The organism is Brevundimonas sp. (genome assembly GCF_036963785.1).
In the GTDB taxonomy this organism is placed as follows: domain Bacteria; phylum Pseudomonadota; class Alphaproteobacteria; order Caulobacterales; family Caulobacteraceae; genus Brevundimonas.
Genome location: NZ_JBALUS010000001.1, coordinates 113,450 through 130,019 on the forward strand (window position 1 = coordinate 113,450; position 16,570 = coordinate 130,019).

16 protein-coding genes and 1 tRNA gene are annotated in these 16,570 nt (G+C 66.7%); 11 read left to right on the plus strand and 6 right to left on the minus strand.

Going from position 1 to position 16,570, the window contains the following annotated elements; genetic code table 11:
* Positions 1-117: 117 nt before the first annotated feature.
* From V7672_RS00565 to V7672_RS00575, 3 genes are all read right to left on the minus strand, one after another.
* On the minus strand, positions 118-795 hold the full coding sequence (locus V7672_RS00565; protein ID WP_335622732.1) for a TorF family putative porin: 678 nt from the start codon (positions 793-795) through the stop codon (positions 118-120).
* A gap of 126 nt (positions 796-921) precedes the next feature.
* Positions 922-2,298, minus strand: coding sequence for an ammonium transporter (locus V7672_RS00570; protein WP_335622733.1), 1,377 nt, complete (start codon positions 2,296-2,298; stop codon positions 922-924).
* Between the two features lie 247 nt (positions 2,299-2,545).
* Complete coding sequence (locus V7672_RS00575; protein ID WP_335622734.1) at positions 2,546-4,348, minus strand: M3 family oligoendopeptidase; 1,803 nt, start codon at positions 4,346-4,348, stop codon at positions 2,546-2,548.
* 109 nt (positions 4,349-4,457) lie between these two features.
* Between V7672_RS00575 and V7672_RS00580 the strand changes: the two genes are divergently transcribed.
* The 3 genes from V7672_RS00580 to V7672_RS00590 all read left to right on the plus strand — a co-directional run bounded on the left by V7672_RS00580 (position 4,458) and on the right by V7672_RS00590 (position 8,561).
* Positions 4,458-6,272: a DUF4153 domain-containing protein gene (locus V7672_RS00580; RefSeq protein WP_335622735.1), complete on the plus strand. Its 1,815-nt coding sequence runs from the start codon at positions 4,458-4,460 to the stop codon at positions 6,270-6,272.
* Positions 6,273-6,394: 122 nt separating this feature from the next.
* Positions 6,395-7,846: a sigma-54-dependent transcriptional regulator gene (locus V7672_RS00585; protein WP_335622736.1), complete on the plus strand. Its 1,452-nt coding sequence runs from the start codon at positions 6,395-6,397 to the stop codon at positions 7,844-7,846.
* Positions 7,847-7,925: 79 nt separating this feature from the next.
* Positions 7,926-8,561 (plus strand): exopolysaccharide biosynthesis protein, encoded by a 636-nt coding sequence (locus tag V7672_RS00590; RefSeq protein ID WP_335622737.1) that lies wholly within the window; start codon positions 7,926-7,928, stop codon positions 8,559-8,561.
* A 44-nt stretch (positions 8,562-8,605) separates the two neighbouring features.
* Here the strand turns inward: V7672_RS00590 and V7672_RS00595 are convergent, their stop codons facing one another.
* The 3 genes from V7672_RS00595 to flbT all read right to left on the minus strand — a co-directional run bounded on the left by V7672_RS00595 (position 8,606) and on the right by flbT (position 10,370).
* Positions 8,606-9,433: a flagellin gene (locus V7672_RS00595; protein ID WP_335622738.1), complete on the minus strand. Its 828-nt coding sequence runs from the start codon at positions 9,431-9,433 to the stop codon at positions 8,606-8,608.
* A 186-nt stretch (positions 9,434-9,619) separates the two neighbouring features.
* Entirely contained in the window at positions 9,620-9,985 is a 366-nt protein-coding gene (flaF, locus tag V7672_RS00600) for a flagellar biosynthesis regulator FlaF (RefSeq protein ID WP_123286162.1), read from the minus strand.
* A complete protein-coding gene (gene flbT / locus V7672_RS00605) occupies positions 9,945-10,370 on the minus strand; it encodes a flagellar biosynthesis repressor FlbT (protein WP_322259520.1) in 426 nt (141 codons plus the stop codon). Before flbT ends, flaF begins: the two co-directional genes overlap by 41 nt.
* Positions 10,371-10,514: 144 nt before the next feature.
* Between flbT and V7672_RS00610 the strand changes: the two genes are divergently transcribed.
* The 8 genes from V7672_RS00610 (at position 10,515) to V7672_RS00645 (ending at position 16,485) form a co-directional block, all read left to right on the plus strand.
* Positions 10,515-12,308, plus strand: coding sequence for a tetratricopeptide repeat protein (locus tag V7672_RS00610; protein WP_335622739.1), 1,794 nt, complete (start codon positions 10,515-10,517; stop codon positions 12,306-12,308).
* Between the two features lie 49 nt (positions 12,309-12,357).
* A complete protein-coding gene (locus V7672_RS00615; protein ID WP_335622740.1) occupies positions 12,358-12,570 on the plus strand; it encodes a hypothetical protein in 213 nt (70 codons plus the stop codon).
* Between the two features lies 1 nt (position 12,571).
* Complete coding sequence (locus V7672_RS00620; protein WP_335622741.1) at positions 12,572-12,784, plus strand: hypothetical protein; 213 nt, start codon at positions 12,572-12,574, stop codon at positions 12,782-12,784.
* 68 nt (positions 12,785-12,852) lie between these two features.
* A complete protein-coding gene (locus V7672_RS00625) occupies positions 12,853-13,713 on the plus strand; it encodes an AAA family ATPase (RefSeq protein ID WP_335622742.1) in 861 nt (286 codons plus the stop codon).
* Positions 13,714-13,784: 71 nt separating this feature from the next.
* Positions 13,785-14,603 carry a methyltransferase type 11 gene (locus V7672_RS00630; RefSeq protein ID WP_335622743.1) on the plus strand — a complete coding sequence of 273 codons (819 nt, stop codon included), beginning with the start codon at positions 13,785-13,787 and terminating at the stop codon, positions 14,601-14,603.
* Positions 14,604-14,722: 119 nt separating this feature from the next.
* Complete coding sequence (locus V7672_RS00635) at positions 14,723-15,352, plus strand: HD family hydrolase (protein WP_335623260.1); 630 nt, start codon at positions 14,723-14,725, stop codon at positions 15,350-15,352.
* 2 nt (positions 15,353-15,354) lie between these two features.
* Entirely contained in the window at positions 15,355-16,314 is a 960-nt protein-coding gene (locus tag V7672_RS00640; protein ID WP_335622744.1) for an NUDIX hydrolase, read from the plus strand.
* 81 nt (positions 16,315-16,395) lie between these two features.
* A tRNA-Ser gene (locus V7672_RS00645) sits at positions 16,396-16,485 on the plus strand.
* Positions 16,486-16,570: the final 85 nt, after the last annotated feature.

The window sequence follows — 16,570 nt, forward strand, 5'->3', positions numbered from 1 at the left end:
ACGGCAAGACCGCGCGGGCAATTTTTCCCGCGCGGCCGCCTGACATTCTTTTGATCACAGCGACTTTCGTTCAAAATCGTCGCGGATCGGGGCAAAACCCGGCCGTCACTCCGGCGATCAAAATGCCGCCGAGATCATGGCCACAACCCGTTCCTCCCCCAGCGGCCCGGTGGTGTCCGTGTCGTGGTAGCGGACATCCAGCGAGAACAGGCTGGGAAAGGCATAGGTCAGTCCCACGTTCCAGGTGGCATAGTCGTCATTGACGTCCAGACTCTGATGGCCCAGCGCGCCGGACGCTGTCAGCGACGGGGTGAGGGCATAGGACGACTTCACCTCGCCGTAGAAGGCTTCCTCATCCACCCCGAAAAAGTCAGGCGAATAGTAGGTGACGACCCCGACGGTCACCGGGCCGACGGCACGTGAAGCAGCCAGCTTCAGCTCAACATAGTCATAGTCTGCAGCACCGGGCTGGCCGACGTACAGGTAGGCCACGGCGCCGATGTCGACGTCAAAGCCGGACAGCTGGGTGCGGTAACCTGCGTAGAGGTCGACTTCCCCGTCGGTACCGTCGCCGAAATCGACGGTCGAGCCCCATATGCCACCGTAGAGACCATTGACTCCCACATCGATCCCGCCCTGCAGCGCCAGGTCTTCGTCGCTCTGGCTGAAGCCGCGGAAGACGTAGTCGCTCACGACACCGATGTTGTAGGCGACCTCAGGCTGCGACTGGGCAGGGGCCGCCTGGGCGGCAGTCAGAAGGACGAGCGCCGAAGCGCAGGCGAACAGAGTTTTCATTCGGTTATCCCCTTTGAATGAGTTGGAAGCACGCGCACGCCATCGACCGCTCGGGCACTGATCCGACCGGGCCTCCGGCAGCCGGCGTGGGAGGACGCCGACTGCCGTACTCGCTGGAACCGTCCGTCAGGACGCTTCCAGAACCTCTCCGTGAAGATGACCGTCCAGGCCGTCGTCTTCCTGGCTCTCGCTCACGCGCAGGCCTGTGGTGAACTTGCAGACGATCAGGATCAGGAAGGTCACGCCCGCGCTCCAGCCTGCGGTGACGCCGAGGCCCCACAGCTGCTTCATCACATCGGCGTCGGCCCCTGCCGCATTGACCGCAGAGCTGGCGAACACGCCCGTCAGGATCGCGCCCGCCACGCCCCCGGCGCCGTGAATGCCAAAGGCGTCGAGGCTGTCGTCATAGCGCAGCAGCTTCTTGATCCAGACCGAGGCCGCATAACAGACCGGTCCGGCGATCAGGCCGATGATCACGGCGCCCATGGGATCGACGAAGCCTGCCGCCGGCGTAATGGCCACCAGACCCGCGATCAGGCCCGACAGCACGCCGATCAGCGACGGCTTACGCTTCTCGATGACCTCGACAATCTTCCAGGTCAGCGAGGCCGCCATGGCCGCGAGCAGGGTGTTCAGCAGGGCCACCGACGCGATCGCATCCGCCGCCCATGCCGATCCGGCATTGAAACCGATCCAGCCCACCAGGAGCAGGGACGCGCCGATCATGGTCAGAACCGGATTGTGGGCGACGATGGGGCTGACGCCATAACCCCTGCGCGCGCCGAGGAAGACCGCGCACACCAGTCCGGCCACGCCCGAGTTGACGTGCACGACCGCCCCGCCGGCGAAGTCCAGCACCCCGGCCGAGCCGAGAAAGCCCCCGCCCCAGACCCAGTGGCAGATCGGTGCATAGACCAGCAGCGTCCACAGACCGGTGAACAGCAGCAGGCCCGAATATTTAAGTCGCTCGGCAAAGGCCCCTGTTACCAGCGCCGGGGTGATGATGGCGAAGGTCATCTGGAAGGCGATCCAGAGATATTCCGGCAGGGCGGGCGCCACAGCGTGGGCGGTCTCCGGGGTCACGCCCCGCAGGAACGCCGCCTCCAGACTGCCGATCACGCTGTTCACCTCATCGCCCGAATAGGCCCCGATCGGCTGGCCAACCCCGAACGACAGGCTGTAACCCGCCGCGAACCACGCCAGGGTCACCACGGCCGCCACGCCCAGCGACTGGGTGATGGTGGCAATCACGTTCTTGCGCCGCACCATGCCGCCATAGAACAGCGCCAGACCCGGCAGGGTCATCAGCAGCACCAGCGCGGTCGACGTCAGGATCCAGCCGGCCGCCGACCCGTCCAGTTCCAGCGGCGCCTGGTGCGAAAGCAGGGCCGGAGCGGCCTGGGCGGCCCCGGCGGTCGTAAGGGAAAGAAGCGTCCCCAGAACAAGGCCAGTGGCCTGTCTGGCGCCAACGGACAGAGTCCGCCCGCAGATTGCAAATGTCATGATCCGTACCCCCTGAATGCGACAACGCAGATGCGAAGGTTTTATCGCATTTGCGAAATAGGCAAGGGGCTCGTTAACGATTCTGCGACAAATACGTGCAGATCGCCCATTCAATGTGGCAGCTTTCAGGTGGCAACGTGCACCCAATGCCCGTGTTACGCATTAAGCATCCAATGGCGGGGCGCAACGCACCTGCGAGATACCCTCAATGGCCAAGCTTGAGGGTTAGGGCGTTCCCGGAGCTTTTTTACGCCTCCAGCGTGTCTTCGAACGCCTCGATCAGACGCTCCAGACGCAGCAGACCGATGTCCCAGAACGCGGGATCGCGCGGATTCAGACCGAACGGATTGAGCGCCGCATCGTATGGACGCGTGCCGCCCCCGGCCAGAAGCTCACGGTACAGGGGCGTAAAGCCCACCGGATCCTTACGCCGCGTCTCCATCAGGGCCGCCACGAGCAGATCCCCGAAAGCATAGGCATAGACATAGAAGGGCGAGTGCACGAAGTGGCTGACATAGGCCCACCAGTGCTCATACCCGTCGTTCAAGGTGATGGCGGGGCCCAGCGAGGCGCCCATCTCTTCCAGCCAAATTTCGCCGATCCGCTCGGCGCCGACCTCGCCGGTCCGCCGCTCGTCATGGAAACGGGTCTCGAAACGGTGAAAGGCGATCTGGCGCACGACGGTGTTCAGCCCGTCCTCGATTCGTCCGGCCAGCAGGCCCTGACGCTCGGCCTCGGGCGCCGTCTCCAGCAGCCGGTCAAAAGTCAGCCCCTCGGCAAAGATGGAGGCCGTCTCGGCCAGTGTCAGTGGCGTGTCGGCCAGCAGGCTGCCGGCACCCGCGGCCAAGGTCTGGTGCACCCCGTGCCCCAGCTCATGCGCCAGCGTCAGCACATCGCGCCGCTCGCCCATCCAGTTCAGGAAGACATAGGGGTGACGATCTGCGGTCACTGGATGAGCATAGGCGCCCGACTGCTTGCCCGCGCGCGGCCGGGCGTCGATCCAGTTGCGGTCAAAGAAGATCCCGGCCCGCTCGGCAAACTCGGGCCCGAGGTCCGAGAAACTGTCCAGGACCAGCGCCCGCCCTTGCAACCAGTCAAACCCGCGCGGCGGCTTGGTGGTCAGCGGCGCATTGCGGTCCCAGTGATTAAGCGTCTTCACGCCCAGCGCCCGGGCCTTGGCCGCATAATAGCGGTGCGACAGGCGCGGATAGGCCGCCGTCACGGCCTCGACCATGGCGTCGACCGCCTCGCCGTCCACCTCATTGGCCAGATGGCGGCTGTCCGCCGGGCGTTTGAAGCCGCGCTTGCGATCCTCCAGCGCTTTCTCGGCCGCCACCGTGTTCAGCACCAGACCCAGGGTCTGCGTCTCGGCCTTCAGTGCCTCGGTCAGCCCTTCCGCCACGGCCTTGCGGCGGGCGGCCTTGGGGTCCGACAGACCATTCAGCGCCTCACTGAGCGTCAGGGTGTCGCGCCCGGCCTTCACCCGCAGGTCCGCCAGCGTCTCGTCGAACAGGCGCGGCCACTGGGCCGAGACCGGCATCTGCTCGGCCAGGAAGGTCTCCAGCTCCTCTGACAGCTCATGCGGCTTCATCGCCCGAACCCGGCGCAGCCAGGGCCGCCAACGCGCTGCCGGCGCATGGGCCGCAAGCGCTGCCTCGACCTCGGGCTCCTCCAGCTGGTTGATCTCCAGCGTCAGCCAGACGGTCGGCGTTGAAATCTCGGTCAGCGACGTGCGCACATCGGCTTCGAACGCCTGTGCCGCCGCATCATCACGCCGCGTCGAGGCGTCCAGAAACGCATAGGCCCCAACCGCGCCCAGCCGGTCCGCCGCCTGTTCATACAGCGCAATCGCCCGATCCAGCCGCTCGCCCAGCAGCGCCGGTTCGCCGCGTGCCGCGACCAGCCTGCCCGCCAGCGCATTCATCTCGGTAATCGAAGCGCGCGCCGCCTCCATATCCGCCTTAAGCTGCGGATCGTCCTTGGCGGCATAAAGATCGGTCAGGTCCCACAGGGGCAGGTCAGGGGTCGGTGTCTTGAAGGGTGCGTTCATGCCCTTGGGTATGGGGGCGCAGACAGGCGCTGACAAGGCGGCGCGCCTTGGATCCGCTCTGGTCCGGGTCCGCAAACTGTGCCCAGATGCCGGTTCGGGAGGGGCCCTGATGACCGAAGCAGACACCACCACACGTGCCGCCATGGCGTCGGGCCATCACGGCCTGATCGTGCCACGCCTGCTGATCGGCCTGCTGCAGGGACTGGCGCTCTATGGCCTGTACTGGAGCATTGATCACAACCCGCGCCTGTGGCCCGCCAGCGTGCCCGAACTGTTCGGCCCCATGGTGCTGGTCGCCGCCTATCTGCCGGTTGTGCTGCTGGGCGGTCTGGGGCGGCTGAGGTTGAAGACCCTGATCGTCTGGACGGCGGTGGCGGCCGCGACGCTGGCCCTGCTCGGCTGGCACGACATGGCGCGTCAGGTGCTGGTTGATCAGCGCGAGCCCTTCCTGTCGCCGCCCCTCTTCCCCTTCCTCGCGGCCGCCCTGTTCATTGCCCACCATCTGATCGTTCCTGCCGATCAGGAACGCCGCCGGATCGCCGCCTACCCTCGCTATTTCGACGTGGCGTGGAAGGCGGGCGTGCAACTGGCCCTGTCGGTCGGCTTTGCCGGGGCCCTGTGGCTGTTGCTGTTCCTCGGCGCGGGCCTGTTCGGCCTGATCGGAATCCGGGCGTTCGGCGAGCTGCTGGCCGAGCCCTGGTTCAACCTCCCGGTGACCAGCCTGACCTTTGCCCTGGCCGTGCATCTGACCGATGTCCGCGACGGCCTGATCCGGGGGGTCCGCGCCGTCATCCTGATGCTGCTGTCGTGGCTGCTGCCGGTGATCGCGGCGCTGACTGCGGCCTTCCTGATCGCCCTGCCCTTCACCGGCCTGTCGGGCCTGTGGGACCAAGGCTCGGCCACGGCCCTGATGCTGTCCGCTGCGGCCGTGCTGATCGTGCTGATCAATGCCGCCTATCAGGACGGCACGGACGAGACCCGCCCGCCGCTGGTGCTGCGCTGGGCCGTGATCGTCGGCGGCCTGCTGTTAATCCCGCTGGTCGCCGTGGCCAGCACGGGTCTGGCGCTCCGCATCGGTCAGCACGGTCTGACACCCGACCGGATCGTGGCCGCCGCCTGTATCCTCGCCGGTCTGGCCTATGCGCTCGGCTATGCCTGGGCCGCGATCACCAGCCTGCGCGGGCGCGACTGGATGCAGCCGCTGGAGCGCACCAATATCGGCACCGGCGCCCTGATCGTTGCCCTGATCGTGCTGCTGTTCAGCCCGGTGCTGGACCCCGCCCGTCTGTCGGTCATGGACCAGATGGCCCGTCTTGAGCGCGGCGCCGTTTCCCCGGACCAGTTCGACTATCGCTTCCTCCGCTTCGAGAGCGGCAAGGTCGGGAGGGCGGCGCTGGAACGGCTGACGAAATCCGACGATGCGGAGGTCGCCCGTCGAGCGACCGTGGCGACGGAACTGGAAAATCGCTGGGAAGATCGAACGGAGGGCGTGCCTGCCCGCGCTCCGGCATTTGAGGTCATCGGTGGCGACCTCCCCCGGGATTTCGTGGAGCCGGTGGCCCCGGGGGACGAACGTTATCTGTGCGGCAGCGCCGAGGTATGCGTCGCCCGAGCGATCGATCTCGACAACGACGGGGCCCTGGAAATTCTGGTCGCGCGACAGGCCCTCACGATGCTGTGGGCCCGTGATCAGGATGGCACCTGGACGCTGCAGGCAAACTACTACCCTGTGCGTTGCGCGGGGGGAGATCGGGGCGATGCGCGCGACAGACTCCGCTCAGGCTCGGTTCGGGCAGAAGACGCTCGCTGGCCTGCTCTGGCATTCGGGGACGGCCCGGCGGTTCCTCCGCAAAGCAACAGCCGCGCGCTCTGCCCCTCGAACAGTCGCCAGGCAGACACAGACGTCGGCAGCGGCAGCCGTTAACCCCCCGCACACCACGCCGGACAACGCGATCTTCACCGCATCCGGGGTACACCCGTCCCGAAACGAGCCAGTCCGGGGCGAACCCCCGAGACCGGCCGACGGTGATGATGAAGGGGTGCCCCATGGCCAAGACCGTACTGGTCGTCGATGACGATCCGACCCAGCGCCGCCTGGTCCAAGCGGTTCTGGAACGCGAGGGTTTTGCCGTCGCCCAGGCCGAGAACGGCGGCGAGGCGATCGACCGCCTGACCAAGGGCGACGGCGCCGATGTCGTGCTGCTCGACATGGTTATGCCGGGCATGTCCGGCCTGGAATGTCTGGCCGAACTGCGCGCGGCGGGGGTCTCCACCCCGGTCATCGTGCTGACGGCCAACGCCGGCATCGAAAGCGTGGTCAAGGCCATGCAGGCCGGGGCCCAGGACTTCTTCGTCAAACCCGTGTCCGCCGAGCGCCTGCTGGTCGGGGTCAGGAACGCCCTGCAGCTGACCCAGCTGACCGCCGAGGTCGGCCGCCTCAAGAAGCACACCTCGGGTCGCACCACTTTTGACGATCTGGTCGGCGACAGCCCGGCCATGCGCATGGTCAAGGCTCTGGGCAGTCGCGCAGCCTCCTCGACCATTCCGGTGCTGATCACCGGCGAGAGCGGCGTCGGCAAGGAGGTCATCGCCCGCGCCCTGCACGGCGCCTCGGACCGGGCCGGACGCCCGTTCGTGGCCGTCAACTGCGGCGCCCTGCCCGCCAATCTGGTCGAGTCGATCCTCTTCGGCCACGAGAAGGGCAGCTTCACCGGCGCCCACGACAAACACCTCGGCAAGTTCAAGGAGGCCGACGGCGGCACCCTGTTCCTCGACGAGATCGGCGAACTGCCGCTGGACATGCAGGTCAAGCTGCTGCGGGCCCTGCAGGAAGGCGAGATCGACCCGGTCGGATCGAAACGCCCGGTCCGCGTGGATGTGCGGATCGTCTCGGCCACCAATCGTGATCTGGCCAAACAGGTCGAGGGCGGCGCCTTCCGCGAGGACCTGTTCTATCGTCTGAATGTTTTTCCGATCGAGGCCCCGGCCCTGCGCGAGCGCCGCGAGGACGTCCCGGCTCTGGTCGACCACTTCATCGGCCGCTTCAACGTCGAGGAAGGCAAGCGCGTCGTCGGCTGCGCGCCCGAGACTGCAGACCTGCTCAAGGGCTTCGACTGGCCCGGCAATGTCCGCCAGCTCGAGAATGCCGTCTATCGCGCCATTGTCCTGGCCGACGGGCCCTTCCTGAAGCCGCATGACTTCCCGGCCATCTCCGGCGTGGCCATGCCGACGCCGGAGCTGGACGCACCGTCCGCCGGCGCCCCCTCGGCTGCGGCCCACGACCTGCCGCCCGCGCCCGACACGCCGATCCGGATCCTCGACGGCAAGGGTCACCTGCGTACGCTCGAGGAAATCGAACGCGACCTGATCCAGCACGCCATCGAGGTCTATGCCGGCCATATGTCTGAAATCGCCCGCCGCCTCGGCATCGGCCGGTCCACCCTCTATCGTAAGGTCCGCGAGCAGGGACTGGATGTGGACATGGAACAGTCTGCCTGACGCTGCATTGCGGTTTCTTAAGTGGCGTGGCGGCCCAAGACGGGCCAAGAGAGCACATGACCCTGTTCGGCGATGGCTCATGAACGAAAATTCCAACTCCTTCAGCGCGCGGCCCTTTTCCCAGGTCCTGACGGACGTTGGCGCAGTCGATGATCCCATCCTGCCGATGACCGAACTGGTCGGCACCTTCGGGGAACGAGGCTTCGGCGCCTTGCTGCTGACGCTGGGGCTTCTCAGCGCGGTCATCGGGGTGATCCCGGGCATGACCACCGTGCTGGGCGTGCCCATCATGATCATCGGGGCGCAGCTTCTCTTCCGTCAGGATGAGCTCTGGTTGCCGGGCTGGATCATGAAGCGCGACATTCCCCGACCTGCCTTTGCCGAAGCGGCGGGCAAGGTGAAGAGCCGCCTGCAGATGGTCGAGCGGTTCAGCCGCCCGCGCCTCGCCTTCATGAGCACGGATCTGTCGGAGGCCCTCATCGGCCTGATGTGCATGGTCTGGGCGGCGGTGCTGATGCTGCCGCTGATCGGCTTCAACCTGTTCCCGTCCCTGATTGTCGCTGCCTTCGGCTTCGGCCTCATGCAGAAGGACGGGGTGATGATGCTGATCGGCTGGGTGGTCTCGGCCGGCATGGCGACCTTCACCTGGCTGGTCTGGGAAACGGTCAGCCGCGTCCTTGTGGCGACCTGGGAAATGGTGACCCGGATCTTCTGACGAAAAGGGCCGAAGGGTTTCCCCTCCGGCCCAGGTTTTCGAACCTATCGGAACAGCGACAGGACCAGCTGCGGAGTCTGGTTGGCGATGGACAGGGCCTGGACCCCCAGTTGCTGCTTCGTCTGCAGCGCCTGAAGCTTGGCGCTCTCCTTCGCCAGATCGGCATCGACCAGGTTCCCGACCCCTGATTCCAGCGAGTCCGTCAGCTTCCCGACGAACGACAGATGGGTGGTCAGGGCTTTCGACTTGGTACCCAGACGCGCAAGCGCGCCCGAGACGGCATCGATGGAATTGTTGACGGCCGTCAGTGAGGTGGCCGCCTTCGTCAGGGTCTCGATCGACTGCGTCGTGGCCACACTGACATTGGTGCTTCCCAGCGCCATCACCTCCGCTCCCACGGTGATGGTGGCGTTGCCTTGCGCATTGGCCAGGGCGTTGAAACCGGTGGCACCGGTCTTCAGCAGGTTGATCCCGTTGAATTCGGCGTTGGTGGTCACAGTCGCGATCTGGTCACGCAGGGCCTTGAAGTCTTCATTCAGCGCGGCCCGCGCCGCCGTCTTCAGCGACGCGTCGGTCGCTGCCAGTGCCTTCTCCTTCAACTGCAGCAAGAGGTCAGAGACCGTCTCGCCCGCCGCGATGGCCACATCAACTGCAGCCACGCCACGGTCCAGTGACTGTTTGACCGCCCCCAGGGCCCCGATGTCGGCGCGCTGCCCCTGGGCGATGGCCCAGATGGCACCGTTGTCCTTCACGCTGGACACCTTCTTGCCGGTGTTGATCCGGTTTTGGGTGACGGCGAGGTCGGAGTTGGTGGCGTTCAGGTTCTGGAGCGCAATCAGGGCGCCCACGTTCGTATTGACCGAATTGCTCATCGGCGGGTCCTTCCATTCTGGTCGGGTGGGTTAACGGTCTTCTGACCGTCGAACCGGTTCTGGTTCACGCCCGCACACGCAAGAAAGGTGCCGCTGCTACAACGCTATCAATGCACTGATTTTATGATTCTTTTCCGCGAGACTTCCGGACGGGACCGGCAAGAGCTTCCGGGTCGGGAAAAATCTTCAGGCCGCTTCTGACGCGGGCGGGGCCAGGCCCTGCATGATCATCCGGTTGATATCGATCAGCGGCTCGAAGTCTTCCTCGCCGCGCATGATCTGCGAGCTGTGACGGCTGACAAACAGGCTGATGGAGATGATCTGGGCGCGCAGGGCCTCGCCCATGGCATTGCCCGGGTCGGAGCAGTCCGTGGCCAGGGCCGACCAGACGCGCCGGTTCCAGTCCAGGGCGTCGATCCGGGTCGCCACATCCGACGGATCGGCCTGGGCAGCATGCATCAGGGCGCGGGTCACCTGGCCGAACAGCCGGTACTCCATCTCCCGGGGAGTTTCAGTCCGCGCTGCGGCCTTGCTGTACGCCTGAAGCGACATGACCCAACCTTTGCTCTTCGTATTCGATCAGTTTCCGCGCCGTCATCAGCGCCTTGTAGTATTCCCGGGCCAGCACATGACGGGATGCCGCGACGCAATCCGCCATCGCATCCGGATTGCGCGTCGCGCTCATGAACTCGCTGACCCGCAGGGTGAATTCGTCGTGGAATTTCGCCGCCGCCGACTCGTCCAGATACATCATCATGACGGGGAAATAGATGCGACGGGCCGGGCTATTGACCTCGTCCGGCTGCATGATGTCCTTCTCGCGCAGCACGCTGGCCTTGTTCTGCAGCACCAGAACACTGCGGCGATCCCCGTTCTGGACCACGGCGCCGTTCAGCACGAAACGCTCACCCGGTTTCAAGGACAGTTTCAGCGGCATCCGGCGGGCCTCCCCTTTGGTCCCGCCCCTGCGAGCTAGCGCGGCGGTTCCCAAAAGCCTCTAAACAGTCGTGGTTAACCGTGTGTTGTAACTGGACCGCCAGAGTGCGGGGAATCGTCACGCCGCCCGGGGTATCCTGCCACCATGTCCAATGCCGCTTTCGCCGCCCAGCCGGATGCCACCGCTCCCATCGCCCACGGCCCGTTCGCCGTGGCCCAAGGCGTGGCGGGGAACGCGGCCTCGACCGATGCACTGAACCGCCTGTCCCGCAAGCTGGCCGGTCGCACAGGAACGGCCAAAACCCAGCGCCGCATGGTCGAGCTTCTGAAGGCCGCCGTCGCCGCCGTCCGCATGCAGGATTACACCCGCGGGGCCGAACGCTGCCTGGAAGTCCTGCAGATCGACGAGAAAAGCGGCCTCGCCTGGCACGTCCTCGCCATCTGCCAGGAAAAGTCCGGCCATCTGGCCCAGGCCCTGTCCGCCTATGAGGCCGCCCTCGCCCTGATGCCGGACGAGAACAACATCGCCCACGACCTCAGCCGCCTCGCCCAGCGCCTCGGTCAGCTCGAGATCGCCGAAAAGCTGCTGCGAAAATTCCTGTCGGTCGAGCCCGGCCATGTCGATGCCACCAACAACCTCGCCTGCGTGTTGAGGGACGACAATCGCTACGACGAGGCGGTCGAGGTCCTGCGCGACATGATCCAGGTCGAGCCCACCAGCGCCCTGCTGTGGAACACCCTCGGCACTGTCCAGAGCGATCAGGGCGACATGGCGACCGCGCTGACCTTCTTTGAAGAGGCCCTGCGCCTCGACCCCGAGTTCTCCAAGGCCCGCTACAATCGCGCGAATGTTCGCCAGCCTCTGGGTGATCTTGAGGGCGCGCTGGCCGATATCGAGGCCGCCTTCCCCGGGGCCGAGCCCGGCTATGAAACCGCCATGATGACCATGGCCCGTGCCCTGTTGCGCCTTGGCGCCGGCGACCTTCCGGGCGGATGGGCCGACTATGAGATCCGCCTCAGCCCCGACATGCCCGAAGCCATGCATGCCGTCGTCGACACGCCGCGCTGGGATCCCGATGCCCAGCCCCTTCAGGGCCGACGCATTCTGGTCGTGGGCGAACAGGGAATCGCCGACGAGATGGTCTTCGGTTCCGCCCTCGGCGACCTGATCGAGGCGGTCGGCCCCGACGGTCAGGTCATCATCGCTGTCGAGCCACGGCTGGTCGACATCTTCCAGCGCAGCTTCCCCCGAGCCATCGTCGGCGGGCACCGCGCGGTGAAGATGGAAGGGCGCCTGTATCGCTACATCCCCTTCATGGAGGGCGAGGACGCCCCGACGGCCGACGCCTGGGTGCCGATGGCCAGCCTGATGCCGGTCTTCCGGCCTGCCGTTGCCGCCTTTCCTGACCGTTCCGGCTATCTGGTCGCAGACCCGGCGCGCGTCGCCCACTGGAAGGCCGAAGTCGAGGCGCTCGGCCCCGGCCTCAAGGTCGGCCTGCACTGGAAGAGCCTGGTGCTGAACGGGGTTCGCGCCCGCTACTTTTCCAGCTTCGAGCGGTGGAAGCCCGTGCTGACCACGCCCGGCTGCGTCATGGTCAATCTGCAGTGCGGGGACGTCAGCGCCGACCTGGCCGCCGCCGAGGCCGCCGGCGTCACCCTGTGGACGCCGCCGATCAACCTCAAGGACGACCTTGAGGACCTGGCCGCCCTGTCGCTGGCCATGGATGTGGTGATCGGACCGGGCATCGCCGGCACCAATATCGCAGCCGCCGTCGGAGCCGAGACCTGGCTGATCTATGCGCCGGATGACTGGCACCTGCTGGGCACGGACCGCTATCCCTTCTACCCGCACATGCGCACCTTCGCCCGGGCGTTCGACGGTTGGGACCAGGCGATCCGGGACGTCGCGGCGGCGTTGGTGGAAAGAGCCTCCGGCTGACGGAACGGGGCTGGCCGGCGTCGCGTTCTCTCCCTGACAGGAGATGACCATGACACCCCCCGAAAACACCCCCGACGAACAGGACCAGTCCGAGACCTTCGACGAGACCCGCACGGGCGAGGAGGACGGCACCGACATTCTGGTCGATGAAGACGCGCAGGTTCGCGATTTCACCCGCAAGCCCGGAGACGCGGCGCCCGAGGACGAAGAGCCCGGCCTGGCCGACCGCGACACCGTAACCCGCATCAAGACAGGAGCCTGAGATGGCCGACACCCCCACGAAAGCATCCTCCGGCAAGGACGACAGCGACACGGACGCCCCCTTCGCCCGCAAGGCCGAGCGCGAGCATGGCAAGCCCGACCAGCTGAAGGAGCGGGTCAAGGAGTCCGGCAGCCGTCAGGACGCGCTGCAGGATGAGGCGGTCGAGGAGAGCTTCCCGGCCAGCGACCCGCCCGCGCCCAAGCAGATCACCTGAACCCTGTTCACCTCCCGGGCGATGGGCTACCACCGCTCCACCTATTCGACAGGCCGGGAGGACCGTGGATGAGCCAGTTCAAGGGCACGCAGCAGTATATCGCCACCGATGACCTCAAGATTGCGGTCAATGCGGCGGTCGCGCTGGAACGTCCGTTGCTGGTCAAGGGCGAGCCCGGCACCGGCAAGACGGTGTTGGCCTATGAATTGGCGGGGGCCCTCGATGCCCCCCTCATCACCTGGCACATCAAGTCGACGACCAAGGCCCACAACGGCCTCTACGAATACGACGCCGTCAGCCGGCTTCGCGACAGCCAGTTGGGCGAAGACCGGGTTCACGACGTGCGGAACTACCTCAAGCCCGGCAAGCTGTGGGAGGCGTTCACCGCCCCCAAACGCCCCGTCCTGCTGATCGACGAGATCGACAAGGCCGACATCGAATTCCCGAACGATCTGCTGCAGGAGCTCGATCGGATGGAGTTCTTCGTCCAGGAAACCGGCGAGACGATCCGGGCCGAGACCCGCCCCATCGTGATCATCACCTCGAACAACGAGAAGGAACTGCCCGACGCCTTCCTGCGCCGGTGCTTCTTCCACTACATCCGCTTTCCCGACGCCGAGACACTTAAATCGATCGTCGATGTGCACTTTCCGGACATCAAGCCGCGCCTGGTGTCCGAGGCGCTCCGGACCTTCTACGAAATCCGCGACACGCCGGGCCTGAAGAAAAAGCCGTCCACCTCCGAGCTTCTGGACTGGCTCAAGCTGCTGCTGGTCGATGACATCGACCCGGCGACCCTTCGCGAGACCAGCGGCTCAAAGCTCATCCCGCCGCTGCACGGCGCCCTGCTCAAGAATGAGCAGGACGTCCACCTGTTCGAGCGCCTCGCCTTCCTCAACCGCCGCGAAGGCGCGCGCCCCGGCGGCTGACACGGCCTTACCGCGATTTCACTGGATTTCTGGGCCCTGACCCGCAGGATGGGGCCGAAGAGGACTTGTCGATGATGCGTACGCCCTCCCTGCTATTCAGCAGTATGCTGGTTGCCTGCACTGCCCTCGCCGCTTGCGGCGACGACTCCATCCGCATCACGACCAACCGTGAGGGCGGAGAGAACAAGGGCGTGCTCAAGGTCGTCCAGACCCTTCAGTGCCCCCAGACCCAGGGCAGTCTGACGCGCAAGGGCACGGCCCAGAACGGCGGCACGGTTTGTGTCTATGCCGGGCCGCGCGGATCCGAGGTCACCCTGCATCTTCAGCCGCTGAACGGCGCCTCCGTCGACGATGTGCTCAAGGCCTTCGAGGATCGCCTGTCAGGGGACATGCCGCAGACCATCGCCGCGATCGAGGCGTCCTCCCGGTCCGAAGCCCCTGGCACGGCGTCCGGCGACAGCGCGACGGTCGAGGCCCCCGGCGTCAGCGTCCAGGCCGAGGGCGACACCGCCCAGGTCAATGTACCGGGTCTGTCGATCAATGCGGATGGCGACCGCGCCAGCATTCGCATCGGCGGCGTGACCATCGATGCCAATGACAGCGAGTCCAGCGTCAACATCGAAGGCGGCTCTGACGAGGGCCGCGTCAACATTCAGGCGGCTGCCGACGGCGCCCTGATCCGCACCCGCGCGGCCGGCGACGCCACGCGTGCGACCTGGCTGGTCACCGATGGCCAGACCGAAGGGCTTGGCTGGAGGCTGGTCGGCTATGAGGCCCGCGGGCCCGCTGGCGGCCCCCTGGTGATCGCTGTCTTCAGGGCCAAGGAAGCCGACAAGGACCCCCTGATGGACGACGCCCGCGACCTGCTGACCCTCAACGTCGGCGAGTAGGCCAAATCCACCCGGCCCCTTGATCCGAGGCTCAGGATCGGTCACCTGACCGCCTGATCAAAGGAACCGACTTGGCTGACCGCACCTCCTCTTCTCGCGCGCCCCGGGCCTGGCAACGCATGTTGTCGGGACGGCGGCTCGACCTGCTTGACCCCTCGCCCTTCGACATCGAGATCGAGGACATCGCCCACGGCCTGGCCCGCGTCGCCCGGTGGAACGGCCAGACGGTCGGTGATCACGCCTTCTCCGTCGCCCAGCACAGCGTCGTGGTTCAGGAAATCGTCGCCCACATCCAGCCCGACATCGAGCCGCGGTGGCTGCTCTCTGCCCTGTTGCACGACGCCTCGGAGTATGTGATCGGGGACATGATCTCGCCGTTCAAATCGGCGCTGGGCGTGAACTACAAGGATTTCGAGAGCCGCCTCGAGACCGCCATCCACGTCCGGTTCGGCCTGCCCGCCAAAACCCCGCGCGCCATCAAGACCCTGATCAAGACGGCCGACAAGGCCTGCGCCTACTTTGAGGCCACCCAGCTGGCCGGGTTCAGCAAGGCCGAGGCCCTCGGCTTCTTCGGGCGGCCCCCCGTCGGCTATGAGCTGGAGATCCGGCCCGAGCCCGCCTCCATCGCCCAGGCCCGCTATATGGATCGCTACCATGCCCTGATCGCGGCCCGGGATGCCGCAGCATCGCCCCGGCCCACAGCCTGGACGCCAAAGGTGCCCCGGCGCGCCGCCGGACGGCGAGGCTGACCATGGCCGAGGCCGCCCCTCCGACCGGGATCCGCATTGGCCTTTCGGCCGTGGTGATCGGCCTTCGGCTGGGCGAGGCCGTGGTTCTGACCACCCGGGCCGAGGACGGCAGCGCCGCCCTGCCCTTCGGCCCCTTCGACCCGGTGCGGGATCGCACCTTCGAGCTGGCGTTGAGGGCCTTCGTCACCGCCCAGACCGGGTTTCGCCCCGGCTATGTCGAACAGCTCTACACCTTTGGCGACCTCGGCCGGGCCTCGCCCCGCGCCACGCCGGGCCCCGAGCGACTGCGCGAGGTCTCGGTCGGCTATCTGGCCCTGACCGCCGACGCGGCCGACACGGCGGCCATCGTGCGGCCGGGCGGCGAGGCCCGATGGCAGCCCGTGCTCGACTTCTTTCCGTGGGAAGATCACCGGCAGGGGCGCCCCCCGGCGCTCGGCCCCCTGGACAGCGCCCTCGACGCCTGGGTCGAGGCCGACCCCCGCCGCCGCGCTCGCGTCGACGCCCTGGTCGCCCCCCAGCCGGACCAGCGCTGGAGCGACAGCCGCGTGCTCGAGCGCTACGAGCTGCTCTACGAGGCCGGTCTGGTGCAGGAGGCCGCCCGCGACGCGGATCGCGAGCGGCAGGCCCTGCCGTCGGGCGCGCCCATGGCCTCGGATCACCGGCGCATCCTGGCCACCGGCCTCGGCCGCCTGCGCAGCAAGCTGCGCTACCGGCCGGTCCTGTTCGACCTCGTGCCGCCGACCTTCACCCTGTCGGACCTGCAGCGCGGCGCCGAAGCCATCACCGGCATCACCCTGCACAAGCAGAATTTCCGTCGGGGCGTCGAGCGCACCGGACTGGTCAGCCCGACGGGCCGGTTCAGCACCGGCACCGGCGGTCGACCGGCCGAACTGTTTACCCGCAGTGCCGCCGATCCCCTCGACGGCCAGACGCTCGGCCTGCCGCTTCCCGCCCTGCGCTGAAATCGCGGCCCTGCCCCCTTGCGGCGCCGTTCCGGTGCGACTAGAGAAGCCGTCCGTTCGACCAGAACACGACGGCCCCGCGGAGAGGTGGCAGAGTGGTTGAATGTACCGCACTCGAAATGCGGCGTGCCTTTACGGGTACCGGGGGTTCGAATCCCCCCCTCTCCGCCACAATCTTGCACTCGGTTGTCAGCCCTTGCACGCCCCCCTCCCCGTCAGGCAAGGCTTTCCGCTGAAATCCAGTCACAGCGCAGGT